The organism is Spirillospora sp. NPDC048911 (genome assembly GCF_043198015.1).
Taxonomy (GTDB): domain Bacteria; phylum Actinomycetota; class Actinomycetes; order Streptosporangiales; family Streptosporangiaceae; genus Spirillospora.
The window spans coordinates 315,974-331,739 of the sequence record NZ_JBICUD010000001.1; the positions used below are offsets into that span (position 1 = coordinate 315,974).

Annotated in this window: 12 protein-coding genes; 5 read left to right on the forward strand and 7 right to left on the reverse strand. The window is 70.2% G+C overall.

Annotation, left to right across the window (positions count from 1 at the left end):
- Positions 1-27: 27 nt before the first annotated feature.
- From purL to purS, 4 genes are all read right to left on the reverse strand, one after another.
- Positions 28-2,304 carry a phosphoribosylformylglycinamidine synthase subunit PurL gene (gene purL, locus ACGFNU_RS01485; protein ID WP_392590968.1) on the reverse strand — a complete coding sequence of 759 codons (2,277 nt, stop codon included), beginning with the start codon at positions 2,302-2,304 and terminating at the stop codon, positions 28-30.
- A 916-nt stretch (positions 2,305-3,220) separates the two neighbouring features.
- Positions 3,221-3,901 carry a phosphoribosylformylglycinamidine synthase subunit PurQ gene (gene purQ, locus ACGFNU_RS01490; RefSeq protein ID WP_392589262.1) on the reverse strand — a complete coding sequence of 227 codons (681 nt, stop codon included), beginning with the start codon at positions 3,899-3,901 and terminating at the stop codon, positions 3,221-3,223.
- 122 nt (positions 3,902-4,023) lie between these two features.
- A complete protein-coding gene (locus ACGFNU_RS01495; RefSeq protein ID WP_392590970.1) occupies positions 4,024-4,470 on the reverse strand; it encodes an ATP-binding protein in 447 nt (148 codons plus the stop codon).
- Positions 4,471-4,800: 330 nt separating this feature from the next.
- Positions 4,801-5,043: a phosphoribosylformylglycinamidine synthase subunit PurS gene (purS, locus tag ACGFNU_RS01500; protein WP_392589263.1), complete on the reverse strand. Its 243-nt coding sequence runs from the start codon at positions 5,041-5,043 to the stop codon at positions 4,801-4,803.
- 165 nt (positions 5,044-5,208) lie between these two features.
- On the opposite strand from purS, the gene ACGFNU_RS01505 reads away from it, so the two are divergent.
- The 5 genes from ACGFNU_RS01505 (at position 5,209) to ACGFNU_RS01525 (ending at position 11,687) form a co-directional block, all read left to right on the forward strand.
- A complete protein-coding gene (locus ACGFNU_RS01505) occupies positions 5,209-6,828 on the forward strand; it encodes a hypothetical protein (RefSeq protein ID WP_392589264.1) in 1,620 nt (539 codons plus the stop codon).
- A gap of 347 nt (positions 6,829-7,175) precedes the next feature.
- Positions 7,176-8,321, forward strand: coding sequence for a pyruvate dehydrogenase (acetyl-transferring) E1 component subunit alpha (pdhA, locus tag ACGFNU_RS01510; protein ID WP_392589265.1), 1,146 nt, complete (start codon positions 7,176-7,178; stop codon positions 8,319-8,321).
- A complete protein-coding gene (locus ACGFNU_RS01515; RefSeq protein WP_392589266.1) occupies positions 8,318-9,328 on the forward strand; it encodes an alpha-ketoacid dehydrogenase subunit beta in 1,011 nt (336 codons plus the stop codon). The genes pdhA and ACGFNU_RS01515 overlap by 4 nt, the downstream gene beginning before the upstream one ends.
- A 5-nt stretch (positions 9,329-9,333) precedes the next feature.
- Positions 9,334-10,755, forward strand: a complete 1,422-nt coding sequence (locus tag ACGFNU_RS01520) for a dihydrolipoamide acetyltransferase family protein (RefSeq protein ID WP_392590971.1) — start codon at positions 9,334-9,336, stop codon at positions 10,753-10,755.
- 146 nt (positions 10,756-10,901) lie between these two features.
- Positions 10,902-11,687, forward strand: a complete 786-nt coding sequence (locus ACGFNU_RS01525; RefSeq protein ID WP_392589267.1) for a hypothetical protein — start codon at positions 10,902-10,904, stop codon at positions 11,685-11,687.
- 71 nt (positions 11,688-11,758) lie between these two features.
- On the opposite strand, the gene ACGFNU_RS01530 is transcribed toward ACGFNU_RS01525, so the two are convergent.
- The 3 genes from ACGFNU_RS01530 to ACGFNU_RS01540 form a co-directional block, all read right to left on the reverse strand.
- On the reverse strand, positions 11,759-12,001 hold the full coding sequence (locus ACGFNU_RS01530) for a DUF6458 family protein (protein ID WP_392589268.1): 243 nt from the start codon (positions 11,999-12,001) through the stop codon (positions 11,759-11,761).
- Positions 12,002-12,091: 90 nt separating this feature from the next.
- Complete coding sequence (locus tag ACGFNU_RS01535) at positions 12,092-13,654, reverse strand: OmpA family protein (RefSeq protein ID WP_392589269.1); 1,563 nt, start codon at positions 13,652-13,654, stop codon at positions 12,092-12,094.
- A gap of 145 nt (positions 13,655-13,799) precedes the next feature.
- Complete coding sequence (locus tag ACGFNU_RS01540; RefSeq protein ID WP_392589270.1) at positions 13,800-15,635, reverse strand: acyl-CoA dehydrogenase; 1,836 nt, start codon at positions 15,633-15,635, stop codon at positions 13,800-13,802.
- Positions 15,636-15,766: the final 131 nt, after the last annotated feature.

A 15,766-nucleotide genomic window follows, 5' to 3' on the forward strand; every position in this document is an offset into this window, starting at 1 on the left:
GGCGCACGCGTGGGTGATGTGGGTGGGTTAGTCGGCGTAGCTGGGGAGGGTGCGTTCGTGGGCTTCGCGTAGTTCGGCTAGGGGGACGGAGAACAGCTCCTGTGCGTCCGCCTGGGAGATGGTGAGGGCGTCGCCGCCGGTGACGCCGATCTGGGTGACCGGGACGCCGGCCTGCTCGCAGAGGACCGCCAGGCGGGCTTCGCCGCCGGGGCGGATCGCCACGACGGCGCGGGCGACGGACTCGCTGAACAGGGACACGAAGGGGTCGCCCGGCAGCGTGATCTGGGCGCCCAGGCCGCCGCGCAGGCAGGACTCGACGAGGGTCTGGGACAGGCCGCCGTCGGAGAGGTCGTGCGAGGCCGTCAGGAGGCCCTCGCGGGCGGCATTGACCAGGACGGAGGCCAGCGCGGCCTCGGCCTTCAGGTCGACCAGGGGCGGCAGGCCGCCCAGGTGGTCGTAGACCACGTGGGCCCATTCGGAGCCGCCGAACTCCTCGCGGGTCTCGCCGAGGAGGGCGATGGTGTTGCCCTCGGAGGTGAACGACATGTTCACCCTGCGGCGGACGTCGTCGTGGACGCCCAGGACGCCGATGACCGGGGTCGGGTTGATCGGGGTGGTGCCGGTCTGGTTGTAGAACGACACGTTGCCGCCGGTGACCGGGACGCCCAGGTACTGGCAGGCGTCGGCCAGGCCCTCGACCGCGCGGGCGAACTGCCACATGACGCCGGGGTCTTCGGGGGACCCGAAGTTGAGGCAGTTGGTGACCGCCAGGGGGCGGGCGCCGGTGGACGCGACGTTGCGGTAGGCCTCGGAGAGTGCGAGCTGGGCGCCGGAATAGGGGTCGAGGCGGGTGTATCGGCCGTTGCCGTCGAGGGACAGGGCGATGCCCAGACCGCTCTCGTCGTCGATGCGGACGACGCCCGCGTCCTCTGGCATGGCCAGGACGGTGTTGCCCAGGACGTACCGGTCGTACTGCGAGGTCACCCAGGTCTTGCTGGCGAGGTTGGGCGATCCCGCGAGCCACAGGACGGTGTTGCGCAGGTCGTCGGCGTTGGCCGGACGGGTCAGGCGGCCGGGCGTGTCGGCCTGGAGCGAGCCGAGGTCGGCGGGCGGCGCGTACGGCCGCTCGTAGACCGGCCCCTCGTCGGCGGCGGTGCCCGGCGGGATGTCGACGATCGTCTCGCCGCGCCAGGTCATCACCAGGCGGCCGGTGTCGGTGACCGCGCCGATCACGGTGGCGGGGATCTCCCACCGGCCGCAGATCTCCATGAACCGGTCGACCTTGTCGGGCGACACGACCGCCATCATGCGCTCCTGCGACTCGCTCATGAGGATCTCCTCGGGGAGCAGCGTCGCGTCGCGCAGCGGGACGGTGTCGAGCTCGACGTGCATGCCGCCGGTGCCGGCCGCGGCGAGCTCGGTGGTGGCGCAGGAGACGCCCGCGGCGCCGAGGTCCTGGATGCCGACCACGAGGTCCTCGCGGAACAGCTCCAGGCAGCACTCGATCAGGAGCTTCTCCATGAACGGGTCGCCGACCTGGACCGAGGGCCGCTTGGCCTGCGACTCCTCGTCGAACGTCGCGGAGGCGAGCACGGAGGCGCCGCCGATGCCGTCGGGGCCGGTGCCGGCACCGAACAGGATCACCCGGTTGCCCGGGCCGGGCGCGATGGCGCGCTTGATCTCGTCGTGCTTGAGCACGCCCACGCACAGGGCGTTGACGAGGGGGTTCTGCGCGTAGCAGGCGTCGAAGACGGTCTCGCCGCCGATGTTGGGCAGGCCGAGCGAGTTGCCGTAGCCGCCGACGCCCGCCACCACGCCGGGCAGCACCCGGTGGGTGTCGGCCGCGTCGGCCGGGCCGAAGCGCAGCGAGTCCATGACGGCGACCGGCCGGGCGCCCATCGACATGATGTCGCGGACGATGCCGCCGACGCCGGTGGCCGCGCCCTGGTAGGGCTCGACGTAGGACGGGTGGTTGTGCGACTCGACCTTGAAGGTGACCGCCCAGCCGTGGCCGATGTCGACGACACCGGCGTTCTCGCCCATGCCGACCAGCAGCGCCTCGGTCTGGGGCGCCTTGTCGCCGAACTGGCGCAGGTGCACCTTGGAGCTCTTGTAGGAGCAGTGCTCGCTCCACATGACCGAGTAGATCGCCAGCTCGGCCGAGGTGGGACGGCGGCCCAGGATGGCCCGGACCCGCTGGTACTCCTCGTCCTTCATGCCGAGCTCGGCGAACGGCTGCGGCCGGTCGGGCGTCGCCGCCGCGATGGCGACGGTGTCGGTCTCGTGCACGACGGGCGGGGTCATCGCCGCGGGCTCGCGCACAGCGGGCTGCTCGCCCGTGGCGGCGACCGGGACGGCGGTCTCCTCGGTCGTGGCGGCGGCGACCAGGGCCGCGTCGGCCTGCGCCTCGGCCTCCGTGGCCGGCCTGACCCGCGGCGTGGCGGGCCTGGCCTGCTCGGCAGTGGACCTGGCCTGCTCAGCGGCGGGCCTCGGCGGCTCGGCGTTGGCGAGGCCGGTCAGCGCGGCGAGGGCGTCGCCTGCGAGTGCTTCACCGGAGGGCGCGTTGCTGTCGGACGTGTCGCCAGCGGGCGTGTCGACGGTGGGCTTCGGCTCGGCCGGCGCTCCAGCAGCCGACCCCTGGGCCGTTGCGGGCTCCTGGAGAGGCTCTGCAGGGCTCTGAGCGGGCTTTCCGGGCTCGGCAGGGCTCTGACCAGGCTTGGCGGCGCGAGCCTCGTCTCCGGCCTGTACGGGCTCGGCAGGGGGCGTCACGTCGCCGCTCTCGGCGGCGGCCTGGGAGAACGTCTGGACGGCCTCGGGGGTGGGCTCGACGGACGGCTGCACCGGCGGGATCGGGATGCCCTGCGGGACCGGGCTCCCCTCGCCGGGAGACACGGCCGGAAGGGGACCGGTGCCGGCCGCGGCCTCCGCCTCGGCCTCCTCGGCGAGGGCCTCGAAGGCCTGGGTGACCGAGGGGTCGACGGGCTGCAACTCGGGATCGTCGGCGTCCGACTTGAGGTCGGCGAGCCACTCGAGGCTCGGCTCGTCCTCCCGCGAACGGGGACGTCCCTGCGAGGCGCCGGGCGTGTTGGGCGGCTGCTCACTCATGCTGTGCTGTCCATTCGCTTCCGCGGCGCTTTCTGGCGCCGCCTTCCCTCGTCGCTCTGGTCGCTGCGCTCCCGGCGCTCCTCGGTCCAGGCGACGCCGCGCCACGGCTGCTCACTCATGCGTTGACCAGTCTCTTGACGATCGAGGTGAAGAAGCCGAGCCCGTCGGTGGACGGGCCGGTCAGGGACTCCACGGCGTGCTCGGGGTGGGGCATGAGACCGACCACGTTGCCGGCCTCGTTGCTGATGCCGGCGATGTCGTTGAGCGAGCCGTTGGGGTTCACGTCGAGGTAGCGCGCGACGACCCGGCCGCTCTCCTCCAGCTCGGTGACGACATGGGGGTCGGCGGTGAAGCGGCCGTCCCGGTTCTTGATGGGGATGACGAGCTCCTGGCCCTCGCGGTATTCGGCGGTCCAGGAGGTGTCGGCGTTCTCCACCTTCAGCCGCTGGTCGCGGCAGACGAAGTGCAGGCCGGCGTTGGGCAGCAGGGCGCCCGGCAGCAGATGCGACTCGCACAGCACCTGGAAGCCGTTGCAGATGCCGAGGACCGGCAGGCCGTCGCCCGCGGCGGCCACCAGCTCCGTCATGATCGGCGCGAACCGCGAGATCGCCCCCGCCCGCAGGTAGTCCCCGTAGGAGAACCCGCCGGGAAGGACGACGGCGTCGACGCCCTGCAGATCGTGGTCGGCGTGCCACAACGGCACCGGCTCGGCCCCGGCGAGTCGTACGGCCCGTGCGGCATCCCGGTCGTCAAGCGAACCAGGGAAGGTGATGACCCCTACCCGGGCAGCGTCCATCTCTTCTGTTCCTCCGAAGTGAGGGCGGCCGGGACAGGCGGCACTGCCCGCCGGTCTCGGCCCTGGCGGGAGCCCGCCCCGCCTCGCGATGCGCGCCTGGATCCCCCCGCGCGCGTACCAATCTACCCGGCGCTGTGCATGAGCTGCCGCTCGAGGCGGCGGATCAGTGCCTCATCGCGCCAGGTCAGGCGCTTCTGCAGGTGAACGACCGTGCCGGCGTCGGGAACGGACTCGATGTCGATCTCGTCCACCAGGGCCCGCATGATCAATATCCCGCGGCCCGATTCACTCAACAGTCCGCGGTCCTCTTCGGCGCGGGTCCTTCGGAGGCCACGTCCCCAATCCATGATCTTAAGAACGCAGGCGTCGTCGTCGACACAGCCGACCACTTCGTAATTTCCGCTGGAGTGCGCGTGCTGGATCACATTCGTGCACGCTTCCGAAGTGGCGACGAGGATATCCGCGACGCACTCGTCGGAAACGCCGAGGCCACGCAGCGCGTCGCCGAGGACACGGCGAATCACTGGGATGCTGAGTGCCTCGCGGGGTAGCGCGAGGGAGAACTTCATGTCCACCGGCCACCTCGTGTCATTTCCAGGCGCTCCCCTGGCCGACCCCCGTGCGGGTCGCATGGACGACTCGACGCAGCTAACACTTCCCCGGCGATTACTTCCGTAATCGTTACAGTGCCGGGTCTTTCCTATGAACCCCGGATGTCGATGCTCGAAGACGCGAGGATTTCGGGATTTCCGGCTTAAGGTCTAGACCTTTTGGAACGCACCAAGAGTGTGTCAATCATCACACTCGCACCACTCCGCGAATTTCCCGGTCATTCACGGAGTGACTACTGTCGCGCGCACACTCGGTGACGTCTCTTATCGCCCTGGTGAACGCGAACCTCAGAGAACGCGGACCTCGTAACTCTCGATGACCGGATTGGCCAGCAGAGTCTCGGCGATCTTGTTCGCCCGCTCGAGCGCGGCCTCGTCCGCGGGCCCGTCGAGCTCCAGCTCGAACCGCTTGCCCTGCCGGACGCCCACGACACCGTCGAACCCCATCTGCGGGAGCTTCCTGGCGATCGCCTGCCCCTGCGGGTCGAGGATCTCCGGCTTGAGCATGACGTCGACGACGACACGCGCCACGACCGCCCCCTCACTGATCTGCGCTTTCCCGTACGGCTGAAGCGTACGGCACCATTACCTCTTGCAGCCCATCAACCTAGCCCGTCGCCAGACCCAGCCCGCAGCCAGACCCAGCCACACCATGACCGCCCAGATCTCCACCCTTCGTCGCAACGGAGCCGTCCCGTGAACATCGAGGAGCTGTCACCGCAGGAGCGCCGTCTCTGGGAGGCGTTCCCGCGCGGCGAGTCCGTCGACCTGTCCAGCGTCGATCCGTCGCAGAACGATCCCGCCTTCTGCGAGCACTGGGGACCGGAGCGGCTCGTCCGCGCCGAGGTGCTGGTCGCGCTGCTCGCCGGCGCCGTCGGCCAGGAGCCCGGGCAGGTCGCGGCCGTCCGGCTGACGGGCGCGCGGATCACCGGCGCCCTCAACCTCGGGCACGCCGAGGTGACCGTGCCGCTGGCCCTGACCGGCTGCTCGTTCGACGAGCCGCCGCACCTCTACTGGGCGAACATGAACAGCGTCCACATGATGCGCTGCCGCCTGCCCGGCCTGGTCGCCTCCGGCACGCGGATCGACGGGCACCTGTGGCTGGAGGGCAGCCGCGTCGCCAACGGGCTGTGGCTGGACGGGGCGCACATCACCGGCATCCTCAACATGTCGGGCGTCCACCTGATCAACCCGGGCGGGGACGCGCTGCTGGCCGACCGCCTCACCGTCGACGCGAACGTCTACTGCGACCGCGACTTCATGGCCAACGGCGAGGTGCGGCTCCCCGGCGCCCATGTCGGCGGTCAGCTGATCTTCCGGAAGGCCCGGCTGCACAACCCGTCCGGGGCCGCTCTGTACGCGAGCCGCCTCGACGTGGCGGCCAACGTGTTCTGCGACGGCGGGTTCTCGGCCCAGGGCGAGATCCGGCTGCGCGGCGCCCGCGTCGGGGGCTACCTGTCGTTCGTCGGCGCCGACCTCTCGCATCCGGAACGGACCGCGCTGAACGCCGACGACCTCTCAGTGGAGACCGACGTCTACTGTTCCGACAATTTCTCGGCCGACGGCACGGTCAGCTTCGCGGGCGCCCACGTCAACGGCCAGCTCAGCCTGCGCGGGGCGAAATTCAAGAACCCCTCCGGAACGGCCCTGAGCCTCCAGCGGCTCCAGGCCGAGGAGGTCCTGCTCACCCCGGCGGAGCCGATCGAGGGCACCACCGACCTGTCGTACGCCAAGATCGGCCTGCTGCGCGACGACAAGAAGACCTGGGCGGCCCGGTTGCAGCTGGACGGCCTGCAGTACGAGACGCTCGACCCGCCGATGACCGCCCGCGAACGGCTGGACTGGCTTCGCCGCGACACCGACGGCTACGCGCCCCAGCCGTACGAGCGGCTCGCCCAGGCCTACCGGACGCTCGGGCTGGACGCCGACGGCCGGACGGTCCTGCTGGCCAAGGCCCGCGACCGCCGCAAGACCCAGGGCCCGCCCCGCAAGATCGTCGGCTGGGCCCAGGACGTGCTGGTCGGCTACGGCTACCGGCCGTTCCGTGCCGCCAGCTGGCTGGTCGGGCTGCTCGCGCTCGGAACGATCGTCTTCTCCCTGCACCAGCCTGACGTCCTGAACTCCGACGACAAGCCGCACTTCAACGCGTTCTTCTACACCCTCGACCTGTTGTTGCCGATCGGCGACCTCGGCCAGGAACGGGTGTATTCGCCCGAGGGCGTCTACCAGTGGATCGCCAACCTCCTGGTGGTCTCGGGCTTCATCCTCGGCCTGACCGTCGCCGCGGGCGCCACCCGCTCCCTCTCCCGCGAATGAACGCTCGCCGAGCTCGCCGAGAAGGTCCGCGGCTCCCCCAGGAAGCCCGCGCCGACTCCCCCAGGAAGCCCGCGTCGGCTCCCACGGAGGCCCGCGCCGGTCGCCGCGTTCGCGAAAAGCTGACTCGCCGCACCGGAGGCCCGGCAGCCCAAGCCACGCAGGGAATCCGGTGGGTCGCGCCTCCCGCTGGGTAGGGAGAGCGGTAATCGGGGACTTGCGTCCCTGGGTGTGATGTCTGCCACGATGGCATTAGCGGCATTTCGTCCCCCTACCTGGGGACGCATGTCACTGACGCCGGTCGGATCGCGGCGATCCCGCGTACCGGCCCCGAACGAGGAGTGTCATCGATGACGATTGACTCCGTGCGCGGCGCGCCCGACACCCCCGAGCCCGCCCTGTCGGATCACGACCGGACCGAGCTCGTCCAGCTGCTCACCCCCGAGGGCGAGCGCGTCGAGCACCCGGACTACCCCCTGGACCTCACCCCCGACGAGGTCCGCGGCCTGTACCGCGATCTGGTGATCACCCGCCGCATCGACCTGGAGGCGGTGGCGCTCACCCGCCAGGGAGAGCTCGGCATCTGGGCCTCGCTGCTGGGCCAGGAGGCCGCTCAGATCGGCTCCGGCCGGGCCCTCACGGCCAACGACATGGTCTTCCCGACCTACCGCGAGCACGGCGTCGCCTGGTGCCGCGACGTCGAGCCCCTCAACCTGCTGGGCCTGTTCCGCGGCGTCAACCACGGCGGCTGGGACCCGGCCGAGCACGGTTTCCACCTCTACACGATCGTCATCGGCAGCCAGACCCTCCACGCCACCGGCTACGCGATGGGCATCCAGCGCGACGGTGTGCTCGGCACCGACAAGGCCGGCGCCACCATCGCCTACTTCGGCGACGGTGCGACCTCCCAGGGCGACGTGAACGAGTCGTTCGTCTTCGCCTCGGTCTTCAACGCGCCCGTGGTTTTCTTCTGCCAGAACAACCAGTGGGCCATCTCCGAGCCCCTGGAGAAGCAGTCCCGCATCCCGCTCTACAAGCGCGCACAGGGCTACGGCTTCCCCGGGCTGCGGGTGGACGGCAACGACGTGTTCGCCTGCCTGGCGGTGACCCGCAAGGCGCTGGAGGCGGCCCGCACCGGGCAGGGCCCCACGCTCGTCGAGGCCTACACCTACCGGATGGGCGCCCACACCACGACCGACGACCCCACGCGCTACCGGCTCAAGGCCGAGGAAGAGGCGTGGAAGCTCAAGGACCCGATCGAGCGGGTCAAGGCGTACCTCGTCCGCAACGACCTCGCGGACGCCTCGTTCTTCGAGGACCTCGACGCCGAGGCCAAGAAGTTCGCCACCGAGCTGCGCAAGGCCTGCCTGGCGCTGCCCGACCCGGGGCCGCTGGCCATGTTCGAGCACGTGTACGCCGACCAGCACCCGCTCATGACCGAGGAGCAAGAGCAGTTCGCCGCCTACCTGGAGACCTTTGAGGGGGTGTCGTCGTGACGCAGTCGACGGAGACGAAGCCGGCGAAGGACCTGCCGCTGGCCAAGGCGCTCAACGAGGGCATGCGCAAGGCCATGGAGAACGACCCCAAGGTCCTCGTCATGGGCGAGGACGTGGGCAAGCTCGGCGGCGTGTTCCGGGTGACGGACGGCCTGCAGAAGGACTTCGGCGAGGAGCGGGTCATCGACACCCCGCTGGCCGAGTCGGGCATCGTCGGCACCGCGATCGGGCTGGCCCTGCGCGGCTACCGGCCGGTCGTGGAGATCCAGTTCGACGGCTTCGTGTTCCCCGCCGCCGACCAGATCATCACGCAGCTCGCCAAGATGCACATGCGGTCGCTGGGCGCCCTGCAACTGCCCGTCGTGATCCGCATTCCGTGCGGCGGCGGCATCGGCGCGGTCGAGCACCACTCCGAGTCGCCCGAGAACTACTTCACCCACACCGCCGGGCTGCGCGTGGTGGCGTGCTCCAACTCCGCCGACGCGTACACGATGATCCAGCAGGCGATCGCCTCGCCGGACCCGGTGATCTTCTTCGAGCCCAAGCGCCGCTACTGGGACAAGGCCCCGGTGGACGTCGAGGCGGCCCCCGACGGCTGGCGCCCGCTGCACGACGCGCGCGTGGTCGCCCCGGGCGAGCACGTGACCGTCCTCGCGTACGGGCCGTCGGTGAAGACCTGCCTGGAGGCCGCCGCGGCGGCCGCCGAGGAGGGGCGTTCGCTGGAGGTCATCGACCTGCGGTCGCTCAACCCCCTCGACATCGGCACCGTCACCGAGTCGGTCGACCGGACCGGCCGCTGCGTGGTCGTGCACGAGGCCCCGGTCTTCTCCGGCTACGGCGCCGAGCTGGCCGCGCGCATCACCGAACGGTGCTTCTACCGGCTGGAGGCGCCGGTGCTGCGGGTCGGCGGTTTCTCGACCCCGTACCCGCCGTCCCGCCTCGAGGACCACTACCTGCCCGACCTCGACCGCATCCTCGACGCGGTCGACCGGACCTTCGCCTGGTGACCCCGATGACCGACCGCAAGCAGTTCAAGCTGCCCGACGTGGGCGAGGGCCTGACCGAGGCCGAGATCGTCAAGTGGCATGTGCAGCCCGGCGACCAGGTCGAGGTCAACCAGACCATCGTCGAGATCGAGACCGCCAAGGCGATCGTCGAGCTGCCCTGCCCCTTCGAGGGCGTGGTGGCCGAGCTCATGGTCACCGAGGGCGAGACGGTGGACGTGGGCGTGCCGATCATCTCGGTGGACGTGGCCGCGGAGGGCGAGGAACCCCCCTCGGCCGCGGTCTCGACGCCCGTGTCCGAGCCTCCGGCGCAGTCCGCGGCCCTGAAGCAGGACATGGTCCCGCGGGTCGAGGAGCCGGGGATGGTCGCGCCGGACGAGCCGAAGCGGCAGCCGGTGCTGGTGGGATACGGGGTGAAGCCCGGCGCCACCAAGCGTCGCGCGCGCAAGCCCTCCGCCGCCCCGGCAGCGGCTCCGGCGGCGCCTGCCAAGCGCACGCCTCAGCCCGTACGGGACGAGGTGGCCAGCCATCCACAGCCTGTGGATAAACGGACGCTGGCCAAGCCTCCCGTACGTAAGATGGCCAAGGACCTCGGGGTCGACCTGACCACCCTCATCGGATCGGGGCCGCGCGGTTCCATCACCCGCGAGGACGTCCAGTCGGCCCTCACCGCCGAAGCTCCGGCTCCGGCTGCCGTTCCGGCGACGGCCACGGCTCCGGGCGTGCGCGAGGAACGGATCCCGGTCAAGGGCGTGCGCAAGGCCACGGCCACGGCCATGGTCGGCTCGGCGTTCACCGCGCCGCACGTCACCGAGTTCCTCCAGATCGACGTGACCCGCACGATGGAGACCGTCCGGCGGCTCCGCGAGCTCCCCGAGTTCGCGGACGTCAAGGTCTCGCCGCTGCTGCTCGCCGCGAAGGCCGTGCTCACCGCCCTGCGCCGCAACCCGGGCGCCAACGCGTCCTGGGCCGAAGGCGACTCCGGCGCCGAGATCGTGGTCAAGAACTACGTGAACCTCGGCATCGCGGCCGCCACCCCGCGCGGGCTTCTGGTCCCCAACCTCAAGGAGGCGCAGGACCTGTCGCTGCCCGAACTCGCCAAAGCGCTGAACGGGCTGATCGAGACCGCGCGGGCGGGCAAGGCGTCCCCCGCCGACCTCTCCGGCGGAACGTTCACGATCACCAACATCGGTGTCTTCGGCATCGACACCGGCACCCCGATCATCACCCCGGGCGAGGCGGCCATCCTCGCGTTCGGGCAGATCAGGGACATGCCGTGGGTGCACGAGGGCGAGCTGGCGATCCGCAAGGTCTCCACGCTCGCGCTGTCGTTCGACCACCGCATCATCGACGGCGAGCTCGGCTCGCGGGTGCTGCGGGACATCGGTGACATGCTCGAAGACCCGATGCGCATGCTCGCCTGGAGCTGATCGCTCGGTAGCGAGGGCCGTCCCGGACTCCACCGGGGCGGCCCTCGTCACGTTTCGGAGTGGAACCTGATCGATCACGGCGGCATCTGATGTGACGTCCGAGACCGGACGAGTTCATCGTTTCTTGTGAGTCAAGGGAGACCTTCATGAACAAAATGCGCCTCGCCGTGGTGGCCACGGCCACGGGCATCGTCGTCGCGCCGCTGGTCGCCGGCACCGTCGCCGCGCAGGCCGGGACGACGGCGGCCCCCGCCGCCCAGGCGACCCGCGCGGCCGGGGATCTGCTCAAGCCCGGCCAGATCCTCAAACCCGGGCAGTACCGCAAGTCCCGGAACGGCAAGTACCGGCTGATCCAGCAGAAGGACGGCAACCTCGTCCTCTACAAGGGCCGCAAGGCGCTCTGGAGCTCGATCACGGCCGGGCACAAGGGCGCCTTCACCGCCATGCAGAAGGACGGCAACCTCGTCGTCTACAAGGGCCGCAAGCCGCTCTGGGCGGTCAACCCGGGCCGCTACCCCGGCGCGTTCCTGGCGGTGCAGAACGACGGCAACCTCGTGCTCTACAAGGGGCGCAAGGCGATCTGGTCGCGCCACATGTACATCGGCATGCTCTTCGCGCCGCACCGTCTCAGCCCCGGGCAGATCGTCGTCTCGCCCAACCGCAAGTACATGCTCGCGCAGCAGCATGACGGCAACCTGGTCCTCTACAAGGGACGCAAGGTTCTGTGGCACAACGCCCAGGGAGGCCACCCGGGCGCCTTCACGCTCATGCAGAAGGACGGCAACCTCGTGACCTACAAGGGACGCAAGGTGCTCTGGGCGATCAACCCGGGCCACCGCCCGGGCGCCTACCTCTCCGTGCAGAACGACGGCAACGTCGTGCTCCTCAAGGGCCGCACCCCGCTCTGGTCGACCGGCACCGGCGGCCGCTGACCGCCTGGCGGACGTACGGACACCCTCGGCCGCCGCGCGCGGGCGGCCGGGGGCGTCCGGTACCGCGTCGATCAGACCGGGGGCGGGTTGTCCCCGTTGTAGAGGCGGTCGCGGTTGCCCTCGGGATTACGCTCGCTGCGTTGCTGCATCCGCACCATCATCAGCAGCTGCAACGCGAACGAGACCCCGCCGACAATGATCAGGATGACCCCGATCACATGGATGTCGACCGGATCCTTCATCGCGTCCGACCTGATCGCGAACTTGAGGATCAGTCCGAGCGTGATCGTGAAAACACTGACGCCGACACCCATGTGACCTCCGCCAGACGATCCGTTGTCGTGCTTTTTAATTATCCGCTCGGCTCGGTCATCACACCCGATTTGATCGCCGCATCGCGGCGGCTACCGGACGGGCACGTTGTCGACCTTGCCGAAGGGCCCGCCGTCGAAGACGACCGTGGTGAGGCTGCCGGGCGGGGCGGGGATGTAGACGAACGCGCGGCTCGGCTGGTTCTGCGCCGTGCGGAACGTGGCGCGGCCGGGGTCGACGTACACGGTCGCCTCACCGGCGGGCTGGCCCACGCGCACCGCGCGATAGACGTCCTTGCCGTTCGCGCCGACGATGGAGAACGACGTGAACGCGCCGCCGGGGTAGTCCTTGTGCGGATAGGCCGCGTTCGCCGGTGTCGTTCCCGGCCCCTCGCTCACCAGGTCGAACACCGCCACGATGTACGCGCCGTCCCGGTAGAACGGCTTGACGTCCAGCCGTCGCTTCTCCGTCCCGAAGCGCCCGTAACGGCTGGCCACGGTCTTGCCGTCCTGCGCCCGGAAGGTCGCGGGCCGCACAGTGCCGCCCGTACCGCCGCGGCTGCTGGCGGAGGCGGATGCTGAGGCTGAGGCTGAGGCGGATGCTGAGGCCGTCGCACTCGTGGTCGCGCCCTGCGTCTCCTGCTTGACGACGTAGGAGATCTCCACCCGGCGGTTGCGGGAACGGGCCTGGGCGTCGTCCTTGGCGCCCTCCTTCGCGATCAGGGCCGTCTCGCCCTTGCCCTCGGTCGTGGACCGGTAGCTCTCGCCGAGCCGGGTCTTCAGCTCCTTGGCCACGGCTTCGGCACGTTCGCGGGAGAGCTTGAGGTTGTCGTCGTCGGCGCCCTTGCTGTCGGTGTGGCCGGTGATGGTCAGCGGCTTCGCCGGGTCGGCCTTGGCCTTGATCTCCTGCGCCGCCTGGTCGAGCACCGCCTTGGCACGGTCGGACAGCTTGGCCGAGCCGGTCGCGAAGAGCACATCGGTGCGCAGGTTGACCGTCACGTCCGACCCGCTGGACGTGACGTCCCTGGTCTCGCCCTCGGTGATGTCGTAGAGATCGACCGGGTTGGCCGCGTCGGGCCGGGCGTCCGCGGCGGGCGACGCCACGACGCCGGTGACCGGGACGCCGGTGTACTCCCCTGCGGTGCCCGGGGTGAGCGCGGTGACCTTCTCGACGCTCTGCGGGATCGCCGGGTATTCGGCGGCGACCTCGCGCGCCACGTTCGGCTGGAACTGCACGGCCGTGTTGGGACTGACCGGGCGGTACAGCCGCCGGGCGACCGGGTCGAGCAGCGGAATGGGGAACGCCATCGACTTGGCCGCGCCGTCCAGCGAGGTGACGCTGAGCCTGAGCACGGACTTGGCGCCCTGCCGTTCGACCCCCCTGATCTCGACCCTGGCGTGCAGCGCGTCCCCGCCGCCGAACCAGCCCTCCTTGACGAGGCCCGCGCCGGGTGGCGGCTGCGTGGGCACCGACGAGGCCCCGGGCTTGGCGAGCGGTGGCTCCGCCCTCTGCGTCGGCCCCGAATCCGTACAGCCCGCGGCCACGAGCACGACCCCGGCGAGCGGGAGGGCGAGCGGAGCGGCCAACCGCAGCTTGTCCCTGTGACGGGGGGCGGGAAGCAGCTGCGGAGAGGGTGACAGCCTGCGGGCCGACATCGAGTTCTCCGTTCGGTGGGAGGCGCCGACGGTACCGCCCAACCCTAGTGACCGCCCGCGTTCCGAAGAAGCGAGCGGCCCCCGCCACCACAGGGGTGACGGGGGCCGCCTCATCCAGTCCGCGGGAGACGGAGTGGCGTGGGTGCTAGAAGGCCTCTTCCGGCAGGTCCATCACGTCGAGCGTGGTGGTCTCGGTGATCGCGCGCTCGGCGGCGATCTTCGGCAGCACGGTCTGCGCGAAGAACTGCGCGGCGGCCACCTTGCCGGTGTAGAAGTTCTTGTCGGTGTCGGAGATGTCGCCGCCGGCCAGCCTGCCGAGGGCGATCTCGGCCTGGCGGAGCAGCAGCCAGCCCACGACCAGGTCGCCGAGGGAGAGCAGGAGGCGGCTGCTGTTGAGGCCGACCTTGTAGAGCTCCTTCGGGTTCTCCATGGAGCCGAGAGCCCAGCCGATCATCGGGTCGAGGATGCCCTGGACGTCCTCCAGCGCCTTGCCCAGCAGCGCCCGCTCGTTCTTGAGGCGGCCGTTGCCGGCGTCGCTCGCCGCGAACGCCTGGATCTGGCCGGCCAGGTGCTTGAGGCCCTCGCCGTTGTCCCGGAGGATCTTCCGGAAGAACAGGTCCATGCCCTGGATGGCCGTGGTGCCCTCGTACAGGGTGTCGATCTTGGAGTCCCGGATGTACTGCTCGATCGGGTACTCCTGCAGGAAGCCGGAGCCGCCCAGGGTCTGCAGCGACTCGTGGCCCAGCAGCTGGTAGGCGCGTTCGGAGCCGAAGCCCTTCACGATCGGCAGCAGCAGGTCGTTGATCTTCTCGGCGAGCTCGTCCTTGCGGCCCTCGTGCTCGGCGATCTGCACCGCGTCCTGGTAGGAGGCGGTCAGCAGGACCAGCGCCCGCATGCCCTCGGCGTAGGCCTTCTGGGTCAGCAGGCTGCGCCGGACGTCGGGGTGGTGGGTGATGGTCACCCGCGGCGCGGTCTTGTCGGTCATCTGGGTGAGGTCGGCGCCCTGCACCCGCTCCTTGGCGTACTCCAGCGCGTTGAGGTAGCCGGTGGAGAGGGTGGCGATGGCCTTGGTGCCCACCATCATCCGGGCGTACTCGATGACCATGAACATCTGCTTGATGCCCTCGTGCACGTCGCCCACGAGGTAGCCGATGGCCGGGTGCTTCTCGCCGAAGGTGAGCTCGCAGGTCGTGGAGACCTTGAGGCCCATCTTCTTCTCGACGTTGGTGACGTAGGCGCCGTTGCGCTCGCCCAGCTCACCGGTCTCGACGTCCACCAGGTACTTGGGCACCAGGAACATCGACAGGCCCTTGGTGCCGGGGCCGGCGCCCTCGGGACGGGCCAGCACCAGGTGGAAGATGTTCTCGGACATGTCGTGCTCGGCCGAGGTGATGAAGCGCTTGACACCCTCGATGTGCCAGGTGCCGTCGGGCTGCTGGACGGCCTTGGCGCGGCCGGCGCCCACGTCGGAGCCGGCGTCCGGCTCGGTCAGCACCATCGTGGCGCCCCACTGGCGCTCCAGCGCCAGCTCGGCGAACTTCCTCTGCTCGGGGGTGCCGATGTTCCACAGGATGTGGGCGAAGCCGGGGCCCGAGGAGAACATGTAGACGGCGGGGTTGGCGCCCAGCACCTGCTCGGCGATCGCCCAGGTGAGGCTGCGGGGCGCGCCGGTACCGCCGAACTCGGGAGCGAGGTCGACGCGGTACCACTCGGCGTCCATCCACGTCTTGAAGGACTTCTTGAAGCTCTCCGGCATCGTCACGTCGCCGGTCGCCGGGTCGAACGTCGGCGGGTTGCGGTCGGCGTCCTCGAACGAGTCGGCCAGCGGGCCCTCGGCGAGGCGGTTGACCTCGTCCAGGATGCTCCGCACGGTGTCCTCGTCCAGCTCCGCGTAGGGTCCGCTGCCGAGCAGGTCCTGGCGGCCGAACACCTCGAAGAGGTTGAACTCCAGGTCCCGGAGGTTGCTCTTGTAGTGCCCCATCGTCTGAACACTCCGTCATCAGATCCTGCGGCGCCGCGCGACCCCGCTCAACGTACTGGTCAGTAACTCACCATCATGCTACCCGCTGGTAACCAGGCGCAACCCACCACGAACACCCGATTTCGCTACCG

What these genes read in the sequence shown, in the direction of transcription:
- purQ (WP_392589262.1), bottom strand. Translation starts at nt 3,901, where the DNA reads ATGGACGCTGCCCGGGTAGGGGTCATCACCTTCCCTGGTTCGCTTGAC.
- ACGFNU_RS01495 (WP_392590970.1), bottom strand. Translation starts at nt 4,470, where the DNA reads ATGAAGTTCTCCCTCGCGCTACCCCGCGAGGCACTCAGCATCCCAGTG.
- purL (WP_392590968.1), bottom strand. Translation starts at nt 2,304, where the DNA reads ATGACCCCGCCCGTCGTGCACGAGACCGACACCGTCGCCATCGCGGCG.
- ACGFNU_RS01540 (WP_392589270.1), bottom strand. Translation starts at nt 15,635, where the DNA reads ATGGGGCACTACAAGAGCAACCTCCGGGACCTGGAGTTCAACCTCTTC.
- pdhA (WP_392589265.1), top strand. Translation starts at nt 7,176, where the DNA reads ATGACGATTGACTCCGTGCGCGGCGCGCCCGACACCCCCGAGCCCGCC.
- ACGFNU_RS01525 (WP_392589267.1), top strand. Translation starts at nt 10,902, where the DNA reads ATGAACAAAATGCGCCTCGCCGTGGTGGCCACGGCCACGGGCATCGTC.
- ACGFNU_RS01535 (WP_392589269.1), bottom strand. Translation starts at nt 13,654, where the DNA reads ATGTCGGCCCGCAGGCTGTCACCCTCTCCGCAGCTGCTTCCCGCCCCC.
- ACGFNU_RS01530 (WP_392589268.1), bottom strand. Translation starts at nt 12,001, where the DNA reads ATGGGTGTCGGCGTCAGTGTTTTCACGATCACGCTCGGACTGATCCTC.
- ACGFNU_RS01520 (WP_392590971.1), top strand. Translation starts at nt 9,334, where the DNA reads ATGACCGACCGCAAGCAGTTCAAGCTGCCCGACGTGGGCGAGGGCCTG.